Raw genomic sequence first — 18,509 nt, forward strand, 5'->3', positions numbered from 1 at the left:
GGCCTTCGTTTTCTTCCCTTCTCTTCCCTTCTCTTCCCTTCCATCCCATGGCCCCTTCCCTCGGCAGCCTTCCCAACGTCCCTGCGCCGATCACCGTCCGCGGTCCCCAGCCCCAGGCCAAGAAAAAGGGCTGCCGCCAGAAGAAGTGTTCCAAATGGAAAGGTGGCAAGTGCTGCTGCGGCCGCGATTGAGAGGAGCAGCCTCTCCGGCTCCGCTTCTGCCGCGCTGGTCCTGGATAGGGCATCGATCGGCTCATGGGGCTGGTCATCCTTCCCTTCATGGCTCCAGACCGACGGAGATGTCCTGATGCCTACGGCGAAGCGGCAGCGACGTCTCGGCCCATGGAGGTCCCTACGGCCCTTTCGGCTGGCGTCGTCTCTGCCATCTGATGCCGGACATGGCCTGGGCGCCGCATCAGCCATGACCCGTGTTCCGGCGGCCGGAGTCCCCGCTGTGGGAGTTCCTTGTGGGGCCGGGCCAGACCAACCCAGCCCCACCGTGCCCGGGAGAGCGGGGCTCAGGGCAAGGTCGGCAGCCGCTTGAGCCCTGAGTCTGCCGAAGAACCGCCAGAGATCCATGGTATTGATTGATGGACACATCTTTTGGTGATGTAGGGCTGTAGCACCATGGGTCAAAGACCCCCCCGAATTGCCATCGACATGACCCCCATGCTTCCGGAGGGGGAGAATGGAGGTGCCAAGATCCTGGTCTTGACTCTGCTGAAACAGCTACAGGTTCTCGCGCCGGACCACCAGTTCATCCTCCTGGTAGCAACCTGGAATCGAGACGAATTGATGGACTACGCCTCCGGGAATACCACCTGTTTGCTCGTGGCAGGTGGCGAATCGGTTTCACCTGCCGTGCCGGAATCGGCGGGTGTGCTCCGCGGGATCCTTCGCAAGATGACCCAGAAGCTGCGACGGCGAGCATCGCAGCGCCCGCCAACCTGGTTGGCAGGTCGAGATATCGATCTGTTGTTTTGTCCCTTTTCTGCTCCGGTCTATGCAGAACCTGGTATTCCCACGGTCGCGATTGTCTATGATTTACAGCATCTGGATTATCCGTGTTTCTTTGCTCCCGGCGAACGGCGGCACCGCACCCAGTTCCTGCGGGACTTAATTCAGACATCGGAAGCCATTATTTGTATCTCTCAGTTTTCTCGCCGTTCGCTGATCCAGCATCTCCAGGCGCCCCCTGAGCAACTCCACGTCGTCCCGATCGCCATTCATCAGCGCTGGCAGCCCGTCGAGCCAGAGATCACTCACAAACACCTTTGTGCCCTCGGTTTAGCCCAGCGTTCCTACGCCTTTTATCCCGCTAACTACTGGCCCCACAAGAACCACCAGTTGCTTCTTGCTGCCTATAGCTTGTATCGACAACGCCACCCTGATCACGCGATTGACCTCGTTTTTACTGGCGCTTCTGCTACCGGAGAAGCAGCAGTCAAAGCGGCTGTCATAGCGATGGGGTTGCAGAATCATGTCCATTTTCTAGGGTATGTCGAGGACGACGTGCTGGCAGCTGTCTGGGCAGGATGTGAGTGCTTGATCTTCCCCTCCCTCTACGAAGGATTTGGCATTCCGCTGTTAGAGGCCATGATCCATGGGAAGCCGATTCTCTCCAGCGATGCCGGAAGCCTGCCTGAGGTTGGCGATGATGCGGTGCTTTACTTTGATCCCCGTCAGCCGGAGGACTTGGTGGCGCAGTGGGGAAAGCTCAGCCAGGATCCTGAGGTTGTCCGAGCCTTGGTGGAAAGGGGACGGGAGCGACTCCAGCACTTTGGGGATGAAGTCGCCATGACCAAGGATTATCTCCATATCTTCCATGGGGTGATTCGGCAGGCGCAACAGGCAGGGAGAGATCAGTGAGTCTGCGGTTCAGTGTGATTACACCTTCGTATCAACAGGGTCGCTTTATTGGGCGCACGATTGAGAGTGTTTTGATCCAGAGATCGCGAGATGTCGAATTGGACTATGTGGTTTGCGATGGAGGAAGTCGAGATGAAACTGTAGAGATCCTGCGGAGTTATGGCGATGACCTGATGTGGGTATCTGAGCCCGACGACGGGCAGGCTGATGCAGTGAATAAGGGGTTGGCAATGACGTCGGGTGACATCATTGCCTGGGTTAACTCTGATGATGTCTATTATCCAGGAGCCTTCGCCATGGTGCAGGCGATTTTTGTTGCCCATCCTGAGATTCATGCCCTTTACGGCCATGCGGATCATATTGATCAAGCTGATCAGGTGCTAGAGGCTTACCCAGTGGAAGCCTGGAACTATGCGCGCCTCAAGCAGAGTTGTTATCTCTGCCAACCTGCTGTTTTTTTTCGACGCAGCCTGGTGAAGCAATGGGGTGGCTTGGACGCCACCCTTCAGTACTGCATGGACTATGAGCTTTGGTTGCGGTATGGGCAGCATGTCCCTTTTTATTTCTTGCCGCAAAGACTGGCGGGTTCGCGGCTGTATGCAGAGAACAAGACGTTAGGGCAGCGGATATCAGTGCACACGGAAATCAATGACATGCTGCGTCACAGGTTGGGAAAGGTTCCTGATCCCTGGATCTTTCGGTATAGCCACGTCAAGCTGGAGGACACGTTGCATCTCGATCGCCGTCAACCGGAGGACAATCGTCGATTCTTCACAGCCCTCGTGAAAGAGAGCTGGCTGGCCTTCTGGCATTGGAATCGGGGAATCTCCCTCACGGGACTCTGGCAACTGATCCGCTGGGTCATCCGTGGGACTCCCAAGCGCTGGGGACGATAAGACGATGGCGTGGCATCCCGATGACTGGTGACCCATCTGTGGGTGGACTCGGCGGTCGTTCTCCGCTGCGAGGCGAATGTCCGGCCACCATGCCGCTGGCGCTGGATGTTCTGTCTGCCCAGGTTGCCCCAGTCTCCAACTTTTCCGGCCGGGCATCCAGGCCCGGCTCGGGGCAGGTCCAGCACCGCTAGGGGTCTCTGCTTCAGCCGCCCCGCTCGCGCCGCTCCAGGCTCGGCATCAGGGCGATGGAGGCGGCGAGTCCCAGCGCCAGGATCAGCAGGGCCGGAATCAGGGCTGCCCCCACCCGTTCATCACTGGCGTACTGGTAGACACGCACCGAGAGGGTGTCGAAGTCGAAGGGGCGTAGCGAGAAGGTCAGGGGCAGCTCCTTGACGACGTCCACGAAGACGAGCAAGCCCCCCACCAGCAGGGGACCGCGCAGCAGCGGCAGATGGATGCGGCGCAGCACCGCCAGCCAGCCGCAGCCCAGGCTGGTGGCTGATTCGTCGATGCTGGGGGGAATCTGCTCGAACGAGGCGTCCAGTCCCTGCTTCGAGACGGCCATGAAGCGGTCGGCGTACCCCCACAGCAGCAGCAGCAGGGGGCTGAGCTGCAGCGGTCCGCCGATCAGCATCAGGGCCAGGGCCAGCACGGTGCCCGGCACGGCGTAGCCCATGCCGGCGAAGAAGGTGAGCCGGCCCAGCAGCCGGTTGGCCAGCCAGCGGCCGCTGATGGCCAGCACGAGGGCCCCAGCGACGGTGAGCAGGGCGGCGACGAGGGCCAGCCCCAGGCTGCGCAGCGTCAGGGCCAGCAGATCCTCAAGCGGATCGCTCTGGAGGTGGTCACGGCTTGCCACCAGCCAGGTGAGGGGGAGCCCCAGGCTGACCATGGGCGGCAGCAGGGTGAGCAACTGGGCCAGCAGGCACCGCCAGCCCCGCAGCGGCCACTGCAGTGTGCCGGCGTCCCCCGGCCCCAGGTTCCAGCGGCGACTGCGCTGGCGCATCCAGCGTTCGGCCCCCACCAGCAGGCTGACCAGCACCAGGGCGACCAGGGCCAGCCCCACGGCCCCAGGCAGGTCGCCCTCGGCCTGCCAGCGCTGCAGGATCCCCCGCGAGAGGGTCGGCACCCCCAGCAGCTCCACGGCGCCGAGCTCGTTGACCACCTCCATGCCGCTCAGGGCAACGCCGGCGCCGATGGAGGGCAAGGCCAGGGGCAGTGCGACGCGCCGGAAGCTGCCCCAGGGGCCCACCCCCAGGCTGCGGCAGGCCTCCAGCTGGCGCTGGCCGCTGCCGGAGAAGCTCTCGGTGGAGAGCAGGAAGACGTAGGTGTAGGTGGTGAGGCTGAGCAGCAGCAGGGCCCAGCCGATGCCGTGCACGCGAAAGCCCCAGCGGCTGCCGAGGTCCACCAGCACGGCGGCGAGCACGAAGGCCGGTGCCGCCAGGGGCAGCACCTGGGCCAGCCGCAGCCAGCGGCGACCCGGGAAGCGGCAGCAGGCGGTGAGCCAGCCGTTGGCGGTGCCGAGCAGGGCGCCGATCAGGCCGACGCCCACCACCAGCCCCAGGGTGTTGGTCAACTGCTCGAGGCCTTCGGCCCCCAGCCAGAGACTGCCGGAGCCGGCATCGCGCACGGCAAAGCCGGCCAGGGCCAGGAACGGCAGCACCGCCAGGGCGCAGACGAGCAGCACGGCCGCCGCGAGGGAGGCCCGCCGCATCGGCGGACCCGTTCGGGTGGCGACTGCCCGCTCCGCCGTTGCCACTGTCGCCATCCGGTGCCCTACTTCCAGCCGTTCGATTCCATCATCTGGGTGGCCGCCCGGCTCTTGGATCCGATCTGCTCCACCGAGACGCCATCGGCCCGGAAGGTGCCGAACCGCTTCAGGATCGGATTGTCACCGAAGCCCTTGAGCGGATACTCGTTGTTGGCTTCGGCGTAGCCGCGGCCGCCGGTGGGGGAGGCCAGGAACTCGATCAGCCGCATCGCCGCCTGGGGATTCTTGGCGTGGCGGGTGACGCCGGCGCCGGTGATGTTGACGTGGGAGGGATTGAGGTAGACCACCTTGAGCTGTTCGGCCAGTCGCTTGTCCTGGGCGCCGCCTTCCCCGGAGAGCATGCGGGCGATGTAGTAGGTGTTCACCACCCCGACGCCGCACTCGCCCCGGGCGACGGCCCGGGCCAGGGGGGTGTCGGAGGTGAAGAAGGGCTGGCTGACGTTGGCCACCATGCCGCGGATCCAGGTGCGGGTGGCGGCGTCACCGTTGAGGATCATGCGGCTGGCCACCAGGGACTGGTTGTAGGGACTCTTGCGTTCCCGCAGGCAGAGCTTGCCCTTGAGGGCCGGCTTGGCCAGATCGGCGTAGGTGCGGATCGTGGCGGGATTCACCACCTTGGGGTTGACCACGATGGCGCGCACCCGGCGGGTGAGGCCGTACCAGCGGCCCTGGGAATCGCGCAGGTTGGCGGGCACATCCCGCTGCAGGGCGGCCGAACGGGTGGGCCGGAACAGGCCCTGGTCGGTGGCGGCATCGAGGCGGGCGGCATCGACAAGGACGAGCACATCGGCGGGGCTGTTCCTGCCCTCACTCTTGAGGCGCTCCAGCAGGGCGTCGTCCTTGGCTTCCAGCACGTTCACCCTGATGCCGGTGCGGGCGGTGAACTGGCGGTAGAGCTCCTTGTCGGTGTTGTAGTGGCGACCGGAGTAGACACCGATGGTGGTGCCGGCCTGGGCGATGGCGGGAGCCTTGGTCTGCGACTGGCCGATGGCCGGCAGGGTTCCACTGCTGCAGACGGCGAGCAGGGCTGCGGCCAGGGCCGCGGATCCGCCGACAGGCAGCAGGAGGCGACGACGGAAGAACCTGGACGTGGGCATCGGGAACAACAGATGTCTGCCCGGACCCTATGAAGGCTGCTCTGGGGTGATCGGAACAAACGACGCGAAGTCGCGTATCAATGCTTACGCGTCCCGTGCTCAGCTCTGCGGCGTCCGCTCAGTAGGAGCTGGACCGGCGCACCGGGATCAGGGCGGGCTGCATCAGACCGCCGCCGCCGTTGTCGTCGTCGGAATCCATCGCCATCCACAGCACCAGACCGAGAAGGGCGAGCACGCCCGTCATCAGGAGGAACTCGGTCATGGGAGCAGTACGTAGACCGACACCCTAGCGGCGCCAGCCGGTGGTTCCGTAGTGGATGCAGCACAACGGGCCGGCAGGTTGCCGATCAGGCGAAGCCCTTGCCCGCTTTGCCGGCCACGCAGGCCTGGAGCTGCTGACGCAAGCGCTGGTGATCGAGATCCTTGCCGATCAGCACCAGCTGGTTCTTGCGGTCCCCCGGCCAGTCGCTGTCATCGATGGAGAAGCGTTTGCCGGCCAGGTGGAACACGTGGCGGCGCTCGCTTTCGCTGAACCAGAGGATGCCCTTGGCCCGGAAGACCCCCGCCGGCATCTGGTTGTCGAGGAAGTTCTGGAACTTGCGCAGGGAGAGGGGGCCGTCGCTGCTGAAGGACAGGGAGGTGAACCCCTCGATGGCCTGGTGGTCGGCATGACCGCCATGGTCATGGTCATGGTCATGGTCATGGGCGTGACCGTGGTCGTGGCCGTGGTGATGGTCGTGGCCTGCCGCCGGTTCGTGCTCGCAGTGGCCGTGGTCATGGTCGCAGTGGCTGTGGTCCTCGGCCCCATGGTCGCCATTGGCGCCGTGGTCATGGTCGTGGTCGTGGTGGGCGCCGGCGGCGGGAGCCTGCTGCTGGGCCACCACCCGGTCGCTCTCGAACAGGCCCACGCTCAGCAGCAGCGGCAGGGGCACCTCGCCCTTCACCGAGCGCAGGATGCGGGCCTCGTTCTTGATCGCCCGCAGCTCGGCCTCCAGCTGCTCCAGCCGCTCCTCGCTGACCAGGTCGCACTTGTTGAGCAGGATCATGTCGCCGTAGACGATCTGGGAGCGCCCCACCTCCCCCTGCAGCGTCTCGGCGCCGAAGTTCTCCGCGTCCACCAGGGTGATGATCGAATCGAGCCGGGTGAGGTCGCGCAGGTCGCTGCCGAGGAAGGTCATGGCCACGGGCAGGGGATCGGCCAGGCCGGTGGTCTCCACCACCAGGTAGTCGACCGGTTCGGGGCGCTCCAGCACCCGGTAAACCGCCTCCAGCAGCTCCCCGTTGATCGAGCAGCAGATGCAGCCGTTGCTCAGCTCCACCATGTCGTCGGCGGTGGCCACGATCAGCTCGTTGTCGATGCCGATCTCGCCGAACTCATTGACCAGCACAGCGGTCTTGAGGCCCTGCTGGTTGCTGAGGATGTGGTTGAGCAGGGTGGTCTTGCCCGCCCCGAGGAAGCCCGTGAGGATCGTCACCGGCACGGCGATGGGCCGGGCTTCCGTCGCCGCCACGGTCGCCGCCTCGGTCGCCGCCTCCGGGGTCGGGGCGTCCAGTTTCGTGCTGGTCATGGCCGGAAGGGAAACCGCTGTGCTGATTCTGCCGGCGCGCTCACCCCACCAGTGCCGCCGCGGCTGCTGGAATGGCGGTCTCCGAACCTGGTCCATGAACCCCAGCGAAGCCTTCGCCGCCATCGGCCTTGCCGCCGTGGCCTGCGATGGCGCCCTCGACGGCGACGAGGCCGCCATGCTGCGGCAGCTGCTGGAGGTGCGCTCGCCCTACGCCAACCTCGGCGAAGCGGTGATGGGCGCGATGTTCGATGGGCTGCTGGGGCGCCTGAGCAGCGGCGGCTGGGAACAGCTGCTGATGGAGGCCGCACCGGTGCTGAGCGCTCCCCAGCAGGAGACGGCCTACGCGATGGCGGCCCTGCTGGTCCACACCAACCGCAGCTTCAAGCCCGTGGAGCAGGCGATGCTGCAGCGACTGGGGGAACTGATCAGTGTGCCGGCGGAGCGCTGCAGCCAGATCCTCGATGTGATGGCGGTGCTGCACCGCGACAGCCTCAAGTCCTGAGGACCGGAGCTCAGGACCGGGTGCCCCGGCAGCGGCCGCAGAGCCCGAAGAACTCGAGGGTGTGGTACATCGGCAGGAAGTCACCCAGCTCCTCCCCCGGCAGGTGCAGGCCGTGCACGGGGCAGTGGGGCAGCACCATCGTGGCGCCGCAGTCGACGCAAGTGAGGTGGTGTTCGTCCCGCTCGGTCGGGGCGTAGAGGGCCTCGCCGCTGGGCAGGTGGCGGCAGCGCACCAGGCCCCGCTGCTGCAGCTGGCGCAGGTGGCGGTAGACGGTGGCCAGCCCCATGGCGGAGGGGCCGCCCCGCAGCCGGGCGTGGAGGTCCTGGCCGCTCAGTTCACCGTCGGCATCGCGCAGTTCCGCCAGCAGGGAGGCCTGGCGCGGCGGCAGATCGGGGGCGGAGGGGGCCTGCATGGTTCCGTTTCTACCCTGCCGGCAGCCAGATGGCCTGGAGGGCCTCCTGCGGCAGGGGCTGGAGGGTAAGGCTGGAGGCCTCGATCAGCACCGCCCGGGGGGGCGATGGCGGTGCTCCCCGCTGGTCCCCCAGCGGGCGCAGCACCAGCGCCAGCCGGTCGCTGGTGGGGTCGTAGCTGAGGCCGGTGCCGGGTTCGAGCTCCCAGCCGGCCAGGCGCCGCGAGGCCAGCACGGTGCCGCGCCGGTCGAGGGTCACCAGGGTGAGGGCGGGGCGGCCCACCCCTTCGATCAGCAGGGCCCAGATCCGCTCGCCGCCGCGGCTGCAGGCCGTGGCCGCCAGGGCCTGGGGGCCGATCCAGAGCTGGCGCGGGGCCACGCCCGGCTCCACCAGCTCCAGGGAGCGGCGGAAGTCGGGCCAGTGGCGCACCAGCAGGGCCCGTCCTGCCCGGGGACAGAAGCTGCTCAGGTCGCGGCTGCCGGGCAGGGTCTGGCGGCGGGGCGGCCGGGGGGGCAGGTCCCGCAGGCTGAGGCCGTCGATCTCGGGCACCACCAGGGCGCCGCCCTCCGGCAGCAGTCGCACGGCGCCGCTGGCCTCCAGCGGCAACACCCGGGGGCCGCCCCGGGCGGGCCAGAGGCTGATGCTCACCTGGTCGGGCTGCTCACCGCCGGCCTGCACCAGCAGATCGCCGCGGCGGTTGCCGCTGATGTGGGCGAAGACCATCTCGCCGGCACCGATGGGCTCGGGGGCACCGGCCTGCACGGGGGACGGCGTCGCCGGGCGCCCGCGGTCCAGGGGGCGCAGGGGTTGCTGGCGCAGCGGCAGCCTCCACACCCGGAAGCGGCCGCTCTCGGAGCGCGACACCACCGCCACGGCCTCGCCACCGCCGAGTGGTTCGACCATGGTGATGCGCGGCCAGATCAGCGAGATCGGCCGCCAGCGGCCGTCGTGCTCCTGCACCTGGAGCTGTTCGCCGCTGGCCACCGGCACCACCGCCAGCAGCCGGGGGCGGGGATCCCACTGCCAGCGCTGGGGGGCCAGGGCCAGGCCGCGGCGATCGCGGCCGGCCAGCTGCAGCTGCAGCGGGGAGCGGATCCGCTGGTCGGGGGAGAGGTTCAGCAGCAGGGTGTCGCCGTCGCCGAGCCAGCGGTGGGCCAGGGGCGGGCTGAGGGTGCTGTCCCTGTCCAGGCTGGCCGGGTCCATGGGCCGGCTGAAGCGGGCCTGCAGGGCGGCGGGCCCGGAGCTGGCGGCCACCGGCGTGAGCCGCTCGAGTCGGGGCGGCTGGCGCAGCAGCAGCTGCTGCTGAACCAGGGCCAGCAGGCCGGCCAGGGCCAGGGTGAGCGGCAGGGGGCCGGCCCAGGGGAGGCGGAAGGACCGGGTCATGGTTCCAGGGGACGCGCGGGCCTGGGAATGGGCCGGATGCGGCTGGGGACCACCTCCAGCCGCTCGCCGCCGCCGGGGGCGGGCTTCAGGCCCATCACCCCGTCGATGGCCAGCCACTGGTCGGCGGGGAAGGGGGCCTGGCCGGCCGGCCAGTCGACGGGCAGCCCCACCGGGGAGGCATCGGCCAGACAGCAGCGCACCAGCAGGCGGGCCAGCTGGGGCGGTTCGCCCTCCATCGGCAGCACGAAGCCGCTGATGCGAACCGGATCGCCGGCGAACAACTTGGGATCGGGCTGGCTGCGCAGCAGCCGCACCCAGTCGGTGAGGCTGCGCTGGGCGGGCGGCAGCACGAAGCTGAGCTCGCTTTCGGCGGTCTCGTCGCGGGGGCGCTGGCCGGCCAGGTCGGCGAAGGAGGGGGCCGGCGGCAGCAGCAGCACCAGCAGGGCGATGGCGGCGGTGAGCAGCAGGGTGCGGGCCTGGCGCCGGTCGCCCCGCTCCTGGCGGCCGGGCCCGAAGGCCAGGCGCAGCTGCAGCAGGGCGACGAGCAGCAGCAGCAGGCCGGCCAGGGCCACCAGGGGGTGGAAGACGGCCCGCAGGAGAAGGTCGAGGCGGCCGTCGACGCTGCTGACCAGCAGCACCAGGGCCCAGAGGCCGAGGCTGGCGGCGCGCCAGAGGGCGGCCCGCTGCAGGAGGGGAGGTGGGGTCATGGGAGTCACAGGCGCCACAGGTTCACCCACTGGCCGATCAGGAGCACCATCAGGGCGGCCCCGGCGGTGGTGAGCACCAGGCCGCGGGGGCGGAACAGCAGCCCGAGCAGGCTCACCAGCTTGAGGTCGATCACCGGACCCAGGAGCAGGAAGGCGAGCAGGGCCCCGGGGGTGACCTGGGCGGCGAAGCTGAGGGCCAGGAACGCATCCACGCTCGAGCACACCGACACCACCAGGGCCAGCAGCATCAGGGCCAGGATCGAGAGGGTGGGGGCGCCGCCCACCGCCAGCAGCCAGCTGCGGGGCACGAACGACTGCACCAGGGCGGCGATGACGCTGCCCATCACCAGCAGCAGGGACAGGTAGAGGAACTCCTGGCTGGCGTGCTTCATCAGCTCGGCCAGGGGCGGCCGGACCGGGGCGGTCTCAGGGCTGAGGGCCGACGGTGGCGGGGCCCCCACCACGCCGCTGGAGCGCTCCAGCAGCCCCACCGCCGCCAGGGGCTGGTGCAGGCGCCGTTCGGCCAGCAGGTCGGCCTGCAGCAGCTGGGGTTCGCCCACCAGGCCCAGCAGCAGGGCCAGGCCCACGGCCACCACCACGGCGCCAAGGGGACGGGCCAGCAGCAGCCAGGGCTGGTCGGGGAAGGCGGCCCAGGTGCTGGCGATCACGATCGGGTTGAGCACGGGGGCGGCGAACAGGAAGCCGAGGCCGGCGCCGAGGGGCGCGCCACCGCTGAGCATGCGGCGGGCCACCGGCACGTTGCCGCATTCGCAGGCGGGCAGGGCGAAACCGAGGGCGGCGCCGGTGAGGGGCCCCAGCAGGGGGTGGGAGGGCAGCCGCCGCAGCCAGCGCCCGCCGGGGGCGAACCAGCGGGCGCCGGCGGAGATCAGCACGCCGATCAGCAGGAAGGGCAGCGCCTCGATCAGCAGCCCCTGGAACAGGGCCCAGGCGGTGGCCAGACGGGTGAGGATCACGGCGCCGGCCAGGGCTCCGGGGAGGAAGGAGTGGCGGTGCCGGCTTCGAACCACGCGGGGATGGCGGTGAAGCGGGCGGCGTTGGCCTCGTTCTCGCGGGCCTCGACGCGCCAGCAACAGCTGCGGCCGCCGTCGCGGGGGCCGAGCAGCGCGTTGGCCCAGCCCCAGGCCAGTTCGGCGCTGGCCTCCATGCCCACGTTGGCCATCACCCGCAGGTCGAGGGCGCCCTGCTCATGGAGGTCCTGCCACTGGGCCAGCAGGGGGTCGTCGTGGTTGACGAGGAAGGTGTGGTCGAACTGCTCTTCCAGCCGCTCACGCAGGGGCTGGAGGCTGGAGAAATCGACCACGAAGCCGTGGACGTCGAGGTGGTGGGCGGCGAACCAGAAGGTGAAGCTGCGGCTGTAGCCGTGCACGAAACGGCAGTGGCCCGGGTGGCGCCACTGGCGATGGCAGCAGGGGAAGCCGCCGTAGCTCTTGCTGCAGGTGTGGGCGGCGGGGCTGGACATGGGGGAGGATCACTGCAGCTGACGTCGCGTCCCGTGGGGGCTCCATCCGCCGCTTCCCCTGGATCCTGTCATCCACCGTCGCCCGGTGGGGGGGCGGAGCTGGCGGGCCCGGAGCTGATCGCCACGCTGCGCTTCGACGGGGCGGGGCTGATCCCGGCGGTGGCCCAGGACTGGCTGGACGGGGCGGTGCTGATGGTGGCCTGGATGAACCGGGAGGCGATCGAGCGCAGCCTGGCCACGGGCGAGGTGCACTACTGGAGCCGCTCGCGGCAGGAGCTGTGGCACAAGGGCGCCACCAGCGGCCATTTCCAGACGCTCAGGGGCCTGCGTTACGACTGCGACGCCGACGTGCTGCTTCTGACGATCGAGCAGGTGGGCCAGGTGGCCTGCCACACCGGCGCCCGCAGCTGCTTCTACGAGGAGGGCGCGGAGGCCACCGCCGGCGGACCGGACGCCCTGCCGCCGCCGGCGGATGTGTGCACCGAACTGGCGCGGGTGATCAACGGCCGCCGGGAGCGGCCGGAACCGGGCAGCTACACCAATAAGTTGCTGGAGGGGGGCGACAACCGCATCCTCAAGAAGATCGGCGAGGAGAGCGCCGAATTCGTGATGGCCTGCAAGGACGACGACCCGGACGCGATCGCCGGTGAGGCGGCCGATCTGATCTTCCATCTGCAGGTGGCCCTGGCCCACCACGGCGTCGACTGGCGCCGGGTGCAGGAGGTGCTGGCCGAGCGGCGCGGGGCGCCCAGGCGCGAATGAGCCGCCTGCAGCGGGAACTGGCCTGCCGGCGGCGGCTGGGCGATGGAGCGGGCGAACGCTGGCTGTGGGCCCTGGGCTCGAGCCTGCCCTGGGTGGGACTGGCGGTGCTGCTGCTGCACGCCCTGACGCGCCGGACGATGACGCCGTTTCTCTATGGCCTGACGGCCCTGGGGGCGGTGGGCTTCCTGGTGCTGACGCTGGGGGGCCTGCCGGACGACCTGGCCAACCGCAACCGGCTGCCATCGGGCACGGTGCCGGCGGCGATCACCTTGATCTGCGTGGCGGCGTTCGCCTTCGGGCACCGGCAGGGGCAGGAGAAGGCGGCGGTGGAGGCGCGGAAGTGGCTGGAGTTGGATCGGTGAGGGGTGATTCTTTTCGCCCACCGGCTGAATGACGCCCCCGATCGTGGCGTTAGCCCGGTGGACATCCCGTCGCGAAAGCCCACAGGTGATTCATGGAGCTGTGAACCTTTGCCGAATCCGCAGGGTCGATGCAATGGATGTGCCCTGTCGTGATATCTGGCTAGAGTTTCTGGGTAGAAGCGATCTCGCAGATAGGCAGGCATGAACTTTACGTTGGAGTGCGAACAAGAGGCGGACGGACGTTGGATCGCCGAGGTGCCAGAACTTCCTGGCGTCCTTGCTTACGGAACATCCTCTTCTGCTGCCATGGCCAGGGCTGAAGTCCTGGCTCTCCGGGTCATTGCTGAACGGATTGAACGCGGTGAAACTGAGCCCGTCGCCATCCGATTTTTGCTTCCACTCTCTGCATGAGTCATTGGCCTTCGGTCAAAGCCAAGAAGGTTTTTGCCGCCTTGCTTTCAATTGGGTGGAGTGTCAAGAGACAGTCGGGATCTCACAGGACTCTCGAGCATCCAGACTATCCGGATTATGTCTTTGCTTTCCATGATGGTGAGGAGATTGGCCCCAGAATGTTGGCCCGAGTGGCCAAGCACACTGGCCTTCAGCCAAGTGATCTATAAGGGTGGAGCTTTCACTGGCCGGTCCATACGCCTTAGCGGCAACCGAATGTTTCATCGTGATCGGGTTGCCGTTGCCCACCGCGATCAGGTGCCGGAGTCCATGGATGTTGTCGTTGCCGTATCCCAGCAGCCCCTTGGAGGTCCAGGGGCCATCGGGCCGCTAAACCCCGTTGAGCGAGCCACTGCTGGCTGGGTTGCACTTCGATGCCATAGAAGCCACCGGCGACGGCGGCGTCATAGCCCGAGAGCCCATCACGGCCATCGATGGTGGCGGTGGCATGGCCCCCGGTCGCGAAGACGCGCACCGGTGCCCCGTTCTTCTTGTCTGCGGAGGCCGCGTCGTTCTGCCGGGTGGTGCCACCGATCACCCACCCCATCGCCCGGCAACCGCCGGCCTGGGCCATCAGGGTCTGCCGCTGCTGCCGCAGGGCATTGAGCCCCACGCTCTGGAACGCGGCCTAGGACTCCGGCGTGATCGAATTCACCGCCTGCGCCAGAGTGGCCCCAAGAGCCTGCAAGACCGAAGCCACGGCACCGCGCGGCATCCAGCCCCAGGGAAAAGGGCGTCGTGAAGGCGTCGCTGGCGGTGAGGATCGTGTAGCGGAATCCAGGCCAGGCCGTGCCGCCGCCGAAGGAGCTGAGGGCTGTGGTGCCCGAAAAGCTGGTGACTGCGCCGGTCACGACGATGCTGTCGCTCTGCGGGCCCTGGATCTCAATGGCCTGCGTCCCGCCGTCAGGCTGTTGTTGCCGTTGACGGTGAGGGTGCCGATCGAGTTGCCTGGGGCGATCACACCACCGGAGGCGATCGTGGTGCCGGGGAGTTGGCCGGACCCACCGATCAGGCCACCGGATTGCACCGTCAAGCCTGAGGAGGAAGCGATCGAACCATTCACGAAAACGGCTGCCCCCTGCTGCATCGTCGTGGGCCCTGTGTAGGTGCTCAGACCCTCCAGAGTCGTCTGGCCTCCGTTGGTGCCGTTGCTGAAGCTGAGGGGGCCAACGCCGGAGAACGTGCCGGTGTGCGTGGAAACCTTGCCGTTGATGTCAATCGTTCCGCCCAGGCTGGTCAGGATGTAATCGGTGGGTAACGTGCCGGGCTGGTCAACGATCACCGTGCCGCCCGCCAGCAGGGGGCTGAAGGGAGCACTGGCCGGGGTGGTGGTGCCTGGGGTGACGCCGAGGAACCTCACATCCAGGAGGATGGCGTTGTAGGGGGATCCGCAGGGGTTTGCGGCTGGTGGCGCCGTGCACCAGGTGAGCCCGCCGTCGGTACTGATGGCGTGTCTGCCACCTTGTTGATCGTCTGCTGTGCGCCGCCGCCCGTGGAGCTCTCAGGTTGTTCTGCCCTAGCAGATCATTCCATGAGGATGAAGTGGGAGGCCCTAAAGACTTGACCTGCAGCCCAGCTATTCCAAGCGCAGGCTGCCGTCTAATCCCGATGCCGTCTCCAGGTAGGTCATCTCCCGGATGATGGCCAGAGGTCGAAGCGGCGAAGGCTCAGGGATGGTTGGGCAATTGGCAACGCATGATGCACGGCGGGTGTACCAGCTGCCTGTGGATCTGGTGCAGGGCCTTGAGGGCACGATCCAGGGTCAGGTCATCGAGTAACCGGAGTGCCTCTGCAGCCTGCCGGCAATCGTGCACCTTATTGGCGTTAAGGGGGCCAACCCATCGGGGGTTGCGGCGTCCTGGTGCCAGAAAGGTCTCTCATGAACCTGCCGTTCGCCTCAGTGATCCCATCGCCTGCGGTACTCAGGTGGTTCCACCCGTGCACTGGTACGGCTTAGAGACGCTGACCCAGGATCTGACACCGCATCACTTGTGTTCTGTGACGCCCGGTCGCTCCGTTGGCTCGGTAGACGCCACCGTGGCTGGACGGCCACAGCTGAAGTGCTCTGCCCGCTCCAGCGGTGGACTCCCTGAGCGCCGAGTCCTCTGGTTATGGATGCCGTGACCGTCCCCGGGAAGCCTGGAACAGGACCTGCCCGCGCTCGACGTTTTGTGATTGCTGGCCGATCCCACTGTCCATCGTTAGGTTCTCAACGTGCAGCTCCTGATGTCCAGGAAGTCGCGTCATGGCAACCCAGCCAACGCGGATGATGGCTTCCCACCGTTGTGTTCCACCGTGTTTGAGGCAATCCAGATGGCGTTTGTCAATGAAGTGGTCTCGGATGAAGACATTGCCCGCTACAACCTGCCCTTCAAGCCTGGTGATGGTCGTTACTGGACGAGGGACAAAGAACTGGACAGTTACCTGTGGGGAGGGATCATCCAGAGCTATGCATTCGGATATGATCCGGAAGGGCAGTTTGATTTCTACCTTCACGGAATTCTCTTGAGAGTCTACTTGAATCTTGGTGATGGCTCGGAGTCGTTCAAAGACTCTCCTTACCGAGTTGTGTGGAAGGAGATTTCTCATATCCAACCATTCGATCTTTGTGGCCTGAATAAGCAAATCGTCTTCTCTGTATTGAAATCGGCGCTGGTGGCGTATGGGTTTGATGGCAGGGAGAACACATTTGCGCCTAATCATGTTGTTTCTTTCGATTTCTAGTTCGTCAAGATCGTTAAGACACTCCCCATCATCATGTTCCTTACTGCAGAGCAGGCGAACGAACTGCTGGATTCGGTACACACTAAAGAGCAGCTTCTCGACTTAATCGATCGCGTTGATCATCGAGTTGATGGCCCGGTTACTGTCTTGTATAGTGGATTTACTGGTGAGTTTCATTCGGAGGGTATTCGAAGGCTTCATTCGGGAGCGATTGCAGAAGCACTGCATAGATCGGGTAATAATATCCGCACTATAGATCAGTCCGAGGCGGGTAAGTTTCTGAATCAGACTGAAGGTACCCAGTTTTATAATGAGAAGCTGAAAAGAAAGTTTGAGGAGATCTTCAGGAATAATCCTGATGAGCTTAGGAGCTTTATGGACGGGGAGAGAACAGGCAATTCAAGAATTAATAATGGGGTCTGGGATCGATTGTCTGCTAAGTACGCTGCTGATGCAGTAGGCGAGGTCGTTACGCTTACTGGAAGTGCAGTTGATAACAGAGTCTTCTTTCAGACTGAACTACCAATCATCTTAGACAATCCTAACGTTACAAGTATTGATGGCATTCCTGTAGAGGCATTCAGGGGAATGACTCTTGAGGAGGCGTTCTCGGTCATTGTTGCTGCTTCTGACGAAAGGGCATCGAAGCTAAGCATTGCTGTTGATGCTGCTGGCAATCCAATGATGGTGGATAGGCATTACATCCTTGATGCTCGAAACTTCTTTGAAGATTCCAAGGCAATCGACGGGAAAGCTCCTCCCCCCGATACTCCGATGCGGTCAATGGCGGACTTTATCCCCCAAGAGAGGGTGGCTGCCCATCGTGAAGCGCTAAAGGAGATTCGAAGAGCCCAGGACAACTTGGCTCTTCATTACAAGCAGGATCTTCTGAATCACGCTCCACAGACTCCATCCCGGTGGCTCACTGCTCTCGATCAGCTTGGGCACATCGCTGATGTCGTCAGTCTTGCAGCTGTGGCCTATGACGCCAAGGTTGCAATGGATGCAGGTGATCAGGAGGCAGCCGAGGAGATGCTAACTCGCTGGGCTCTTGAAAATGCTGGCGCGATTCTTGCTGGACGTCTGGCTTCCCTGGCAGTGACGCCGCTGTTGGCCGCTGGTCCCTTGGGCTGGTTGGCGGCAGGCGGTCTGGTGCTTTCGGCGTCCATGCTTGGCGGTGCCTACGGCGATGATGTTGCCGAGTTCATGGCTGGCCATCTCGCTGGTCTCTGGGATCGTGCTCTGGGAGGCCTGAGGGATCAGTTTCAAGCTGCAGAGAGACCCTATTCATGCCCTCTTGTGCTCGATCTTGATCGGAATGGTGTCACAACCCTACCTGAGAATACGGCTGGAATATACTTTGACCATGACCGAAACGGCTTTGCCGAACGTACAGGTTGGGTCAGTCCAACAGATGGTCTCTTGGTGCGCGATCTCAATGGGAACGGATTGATCGACGACGGCAGCGAACTCTTTGGCAATCATACGGATCTGCCTGATGGAAGCCGTGCGGCCAACGGGTTCATAGCCTTAGGAAAACTTGATGCGAACGGAGACCAATATCTTGATCATCTGGACCCAGCCTGGTCCACCTTGAAGATTTGGATGGACACGAACAGCAGCGGATCCGTTGACGGTGGCGAGCTCCTTTCGATGGATGAGGTAGGCGTGCTCCGGCTTGGAGTGAGCTACTCGGCCTCCACCTTTGCTGATTCCCATGGAAACCAACATCTTCAGACCGGAGAGTATGTAGCTCAGGATGGCACGAAACAGGCCATGAATGATGTCTGGTTTCGTGTCGATGAGGCGCGAACCAGATGGCTGCATTCAGTTCCTGAAGAAGATTCTGTGATTGGTTTGCCAAATCTGAGAGGTATGGGCCGTGTCATGGATCTTCACCAGGCCATGGCCCTGGACTCCTCTGGAACCTTGCGCCTGCTCCTTGAACGATGGATGCAGGGCAGTGCGACGCAGCGAGAGGCCTTGATCGACCCACTGATCTTCCAATGGACGGGAGTGGCGTCTCCAGGGGAGGACCCTGGCTATAGCTCGCTCGACGGACGTCTTGCCGTCATGGAACGTCTCCTTGATCGTACCTATCGCCAGGGCTGGCTCGACCCGCAGCCCGTGGGGGTGCCTGCCACAATGCTCCACCGGGCCTATGAGGACTTCCGTCTTCAGCTGGAAGACCAGTTGATCCTTCAGACCGATGCCCGACCACTTCTCGGTCATTTTCTTGCATCTGATGGATCACTATTGGCGGAGATGCCTACTCAAGCGCTTGAGAAGGTCGCCGACTATCTGGCCGCATTCATTCTGGCCAATCCAGATGTCGTCTCGCTGTTTCGTCTATCTGGAGCGCTGAGGTCGCTGGGAGATGATGGCAAAGAAATGCTGTCACGAGTCCAAGAGTATGGTTTAACCGAAGGCTCGCTGGACAGTTTGTATCTTCGTCTTTTCTCTGAGCATCGTCTTTACAAAGGTACCTCTGAATCCAACCAGCTTCATGGCTCCGTTGGTGAGGATCTGATT

18 protein-coding genes and 1 pseudogene are annotated in these 18,509 nt (G+C 65.1%); 9 read left to right on the forward strand and 10 right to left on the reverse strand.

Translation table 11 applies throughout. The annotated features are described in order from the left end of the window. From VB738_RS16250 to VB738_RS16260, 3 genes are all read left to right on the forward strand, one after another. Nucleotides 1-191: hypothetical protein (locus tag VB738_RS16250; protein ID WP_323306733.1), on the forward strand; the 191-nt coding region annotated here is incomplete at its 5' end. A gap of 468 nt (nucleotides 192-659) precedes the next feature. Continuing rightward, nucleotides 660-1,868, forward strand: coding sequence for a glycosyltransferase family 1 protein (locus VB738_RS16255; protein WP_323306734.1), 1,209 nt, complete (start codon nucleotides 660-662; stop codon nucleotides 1,866-1,868). Nucleotides 1,869-1,882: 14 nt separating this feature from the next. After that, the gene (locus tag VB738_RS16260) at nucleotides 1,883-2,764 is read left to right on the forward strand and encodes a glycosyltransferase family 2 protein (RefSeq protein ID WP_323306746.1); all 882 of its coding nucleotides are present in this window, start codon (nucleotides 1,883-1,885) and stop codon (nucleotides 2,762-2,764) included. Between the two features lie 202 nt (nucleotides 2,765-2,966). Here VB738_RS16260 and VB738_RS16265 read toward each other — a convergent pair whose 3' ends face one another. From VB738_RS16265 to VB738_RS16280, 4 genes are all read right to left on the reverse strand, one after another. Further along, complete coding sequence (locus tag VB738_RS16265) at nucleotides 2,967-4,475, reverse strand: iron ABC transporter permease (protein WP_323306747.1); 1,509 nt, start codon at nucleotides 4,473-4,475, stop codon at nucleotides 2,967-2,969. A 62-nt stretch (nucleotides 4,476-4,537) separates the two neighbouring features. After that, a complete protein-coding gene (locus VB738_RS16270; RefSeq protein WP_323306735.1) occupies nucleotides 4,538-5,629 on the reverse strand; it encodes an extracellular solute-binding protein in 1,092 nt (363 codons plus the stop codon). A 118-nt stretch (nucleotides 5,630-5,747) separates the two neighbouring features. Next, nucleotides 5,748-5,891: a hypothetical protein gene (locus VB738_RS16275; RefSeq protein ID WP_190612594.1), complete on the reverse strand. Its 144-nt coding sequence runs from the start codon at nucleotides 5,889-5,891 to the stop codon at nucleotides 5,748-5,750. Between the two features lie 85 nt (nucleotides 5,892-5,976). Beyond that, on the reverse strand, nucleotides 5,977-7,197 hold the full coding sequence (locus VB738_RS16280) for a GTP-binding protein (RefSeq protein ID WP_323306736.1): 1,221 nt from the start codon (nucleotides 7,195-7,197) through the stop codon (nucleotides 5,977-5,979). A 94-nt stretch (nucleotides 7,198-7,291) separates the two neighbouring features. Between VB738_RS16280 and VB738_RS16285 the strand changes: the two genes are divergently transcribed. Beyond that, the gene (locus tag VB738_RS16285) at nucleotides 7,292-7,699 is read left to right on the forward strand and encodes a tellurite resistance TerB family protein (RefSeq protein WP_323306737.1); all 408 of its coding nucleotides are present in this window, start codon (nucleotides 7,292-7,294) and stop codon (nucleotides 7,697-7,699) included. 10 nt (nucleotides 7,700-7,709) lie between these two features. Here VB738_RS16285 and VB738_RS16290 read toward each other — a convergent pair whose 3' ends face one another. From VB738_RS16290 to VB738_RS16310, 5 genes are read right to left on the reverse strand one after another with little or no spacing between them, the layout of a single operon-like run. Further along, entirely contained in the window at nucleotides 7,710-8,111 is a 402-nt protein-coding gene (locus VB738_RS16290; RefSeq protein WP_323306738.1) for a transcriptional repressor, read from the reverse strand. A 10-nt stretch (nucleotides 8,112-8,121) separates the two neighbouring features. Further along, nucleotides 8,122-9,492, reverse strand: a complete 1,371-nt coding sequence (locus VB738_RS16295; RefSeq protein ID WP_323306739.1) for a hypothetical protein — start codon at nucleotides 9,490-9,492, stop codon at nucleotides 8,122-8,124. After that, complete coding sequence (locus VB738_RS16300; protein WP_323306740.1) at nucleotides 9,489-10,199, reverse strand: TIGR03943 family putative permease subunit; 711 nt, start codon at nucleotides 10,197-10,199, stop codon at nucleotides 9,489-9,491. The genes VB738_RS16295 and VB738_RS16300 overlap by 4 nt, the downstream gene beginning before the upstream one ends. A 5-nt stretch (nucleotides 10,200-10,204) precedes the next feature. Continuing rightward, nucleotides 10,205-11,173 carry a permease gene (locus VB738_RS16305; RefSeq protein WP_323306748.1) on the reverse strand — a complete coding sequence of 323 codons (969 nt, stop codon included), beginning with the start codon at nucleotides 11,171-11,173 and terminating at the stop codon, nucleotides 10,205-10,207. After that, a complete protein-coding gene (locus tag VB738_RS16310; RefSeq protein WP_323306741.1) occupies nucleotides 11,170-11,679 on the reverse strand; it encodes a 6-carboxytetrahydropterin synthase in 510 nt (169 codons plus the stop codon). Before VB738_RS16310 ends, VB738_RS16305 begins: the two co-directional genes overlap by 4 nt. 99 nt (nucleotides 11,680-11,778) lie before the next feature. On the opposite strand from VB738_RS16310, the gene hisIE reads away from it, so the two are divergent. The 3 genes from hisIE to VB738_RS16325 all read left to right on the forward strand — a co-directional run bounded on the left by hisIE (nucleotide 11,779) and on the right by VB738_RS16325 (nucleotide 13,423). Next, entirely contained in the window at nucleotides 11,779-12,441 is a 663-nt protein-coding gene (gene hisIE, locus VB738_RS16315; RefSeq protein ID WP_323306749.1) for a bifunctional phosphoribosyl-AMP cyclohydrolase/phosphoribosyl-ATP diphosphatase HisIE, read from the forward strand. Next, nucleotides 12,438-12,803 carry a hypothetical protein gene (locus VB738_RS16320; protein WP_323306742.1) on the forward strand — a complete coding sequence of 122 codons (366 nt, stop codon included), beginning with the start codon at nucleotides 12,438-12,440 and terminating at the stop codon, nucleotides 12,801-12,803. Before hisIE ends, VB738_RS16320 begins: the two co-directional genes overlap by 4 nt. 407 nt (nucleotides 12,804-13,210) lie before the next feature. Then, nucleotides 13,211-13,423: a type II toxin-antitoxin system HicA family toxin gene (locus VB738_RS16325; protein WP_323306743.1), complete on the forward strand. Its 213-nt coding sequence runs from the start codon at nucleotides 13,211-13,213 to the stop codon at nucleotides 13,421-13,423. A 677-nt stretch (nucleotides 13,424-14,100) separates the two neighbouring features. Here the strand turns inward: VB738_RS16325 and VB738_RS16330 are convergent. Continuing rightward, nucleotides 14,101-14,613: a hypothetical protein gene (locus VB738_RS16330; RefSeq protein ID WP_323306744.1), complete on the reverse strand. Its 513-nt coding sequence runs from the start codon at nucleotides 14,611-14,613 to the stop codon at nucleotides 14,101-14,103. An 866-nt stretch (nucleotides 14,614-15,479) separates the two neighbouring features. On the opposite strand from VB738_RS16330, the gene VB738_RS16335 reads away from it, so the two are divergent. Both VB738_RS16335 and VB738_RS16340 read left to right on the forward strand, forming a co-directional pair. Next, complete coding sequence (locus tag VB738_RS16335) at nucleotides 15,480-15,977, forward strand: hypothetical protein (protein ID WP_323306745.1); 498 nt, start codon at nucleotides 15,480-15,482, stop codon at nucleotides 15,975-15,977. 33 nt (nucleotides 15,978-16,010) lie between these two features. After that, nucleotides 16,011-18,509: pseudogene (locus VB738_RS16340) on the forward strand (hypothetical protein); the annotation flags it as partial.

The organism is Cyanobium gracile UHCC 0139 (genome assembly GCF_034931325.1).
Classification (GTDB): Bacteria; Cyanobacteriota; Cyanobacteriia; order PCC-6307; family Cyanobiaceae; genus Cyanobium; species Cyanobium gracile_B.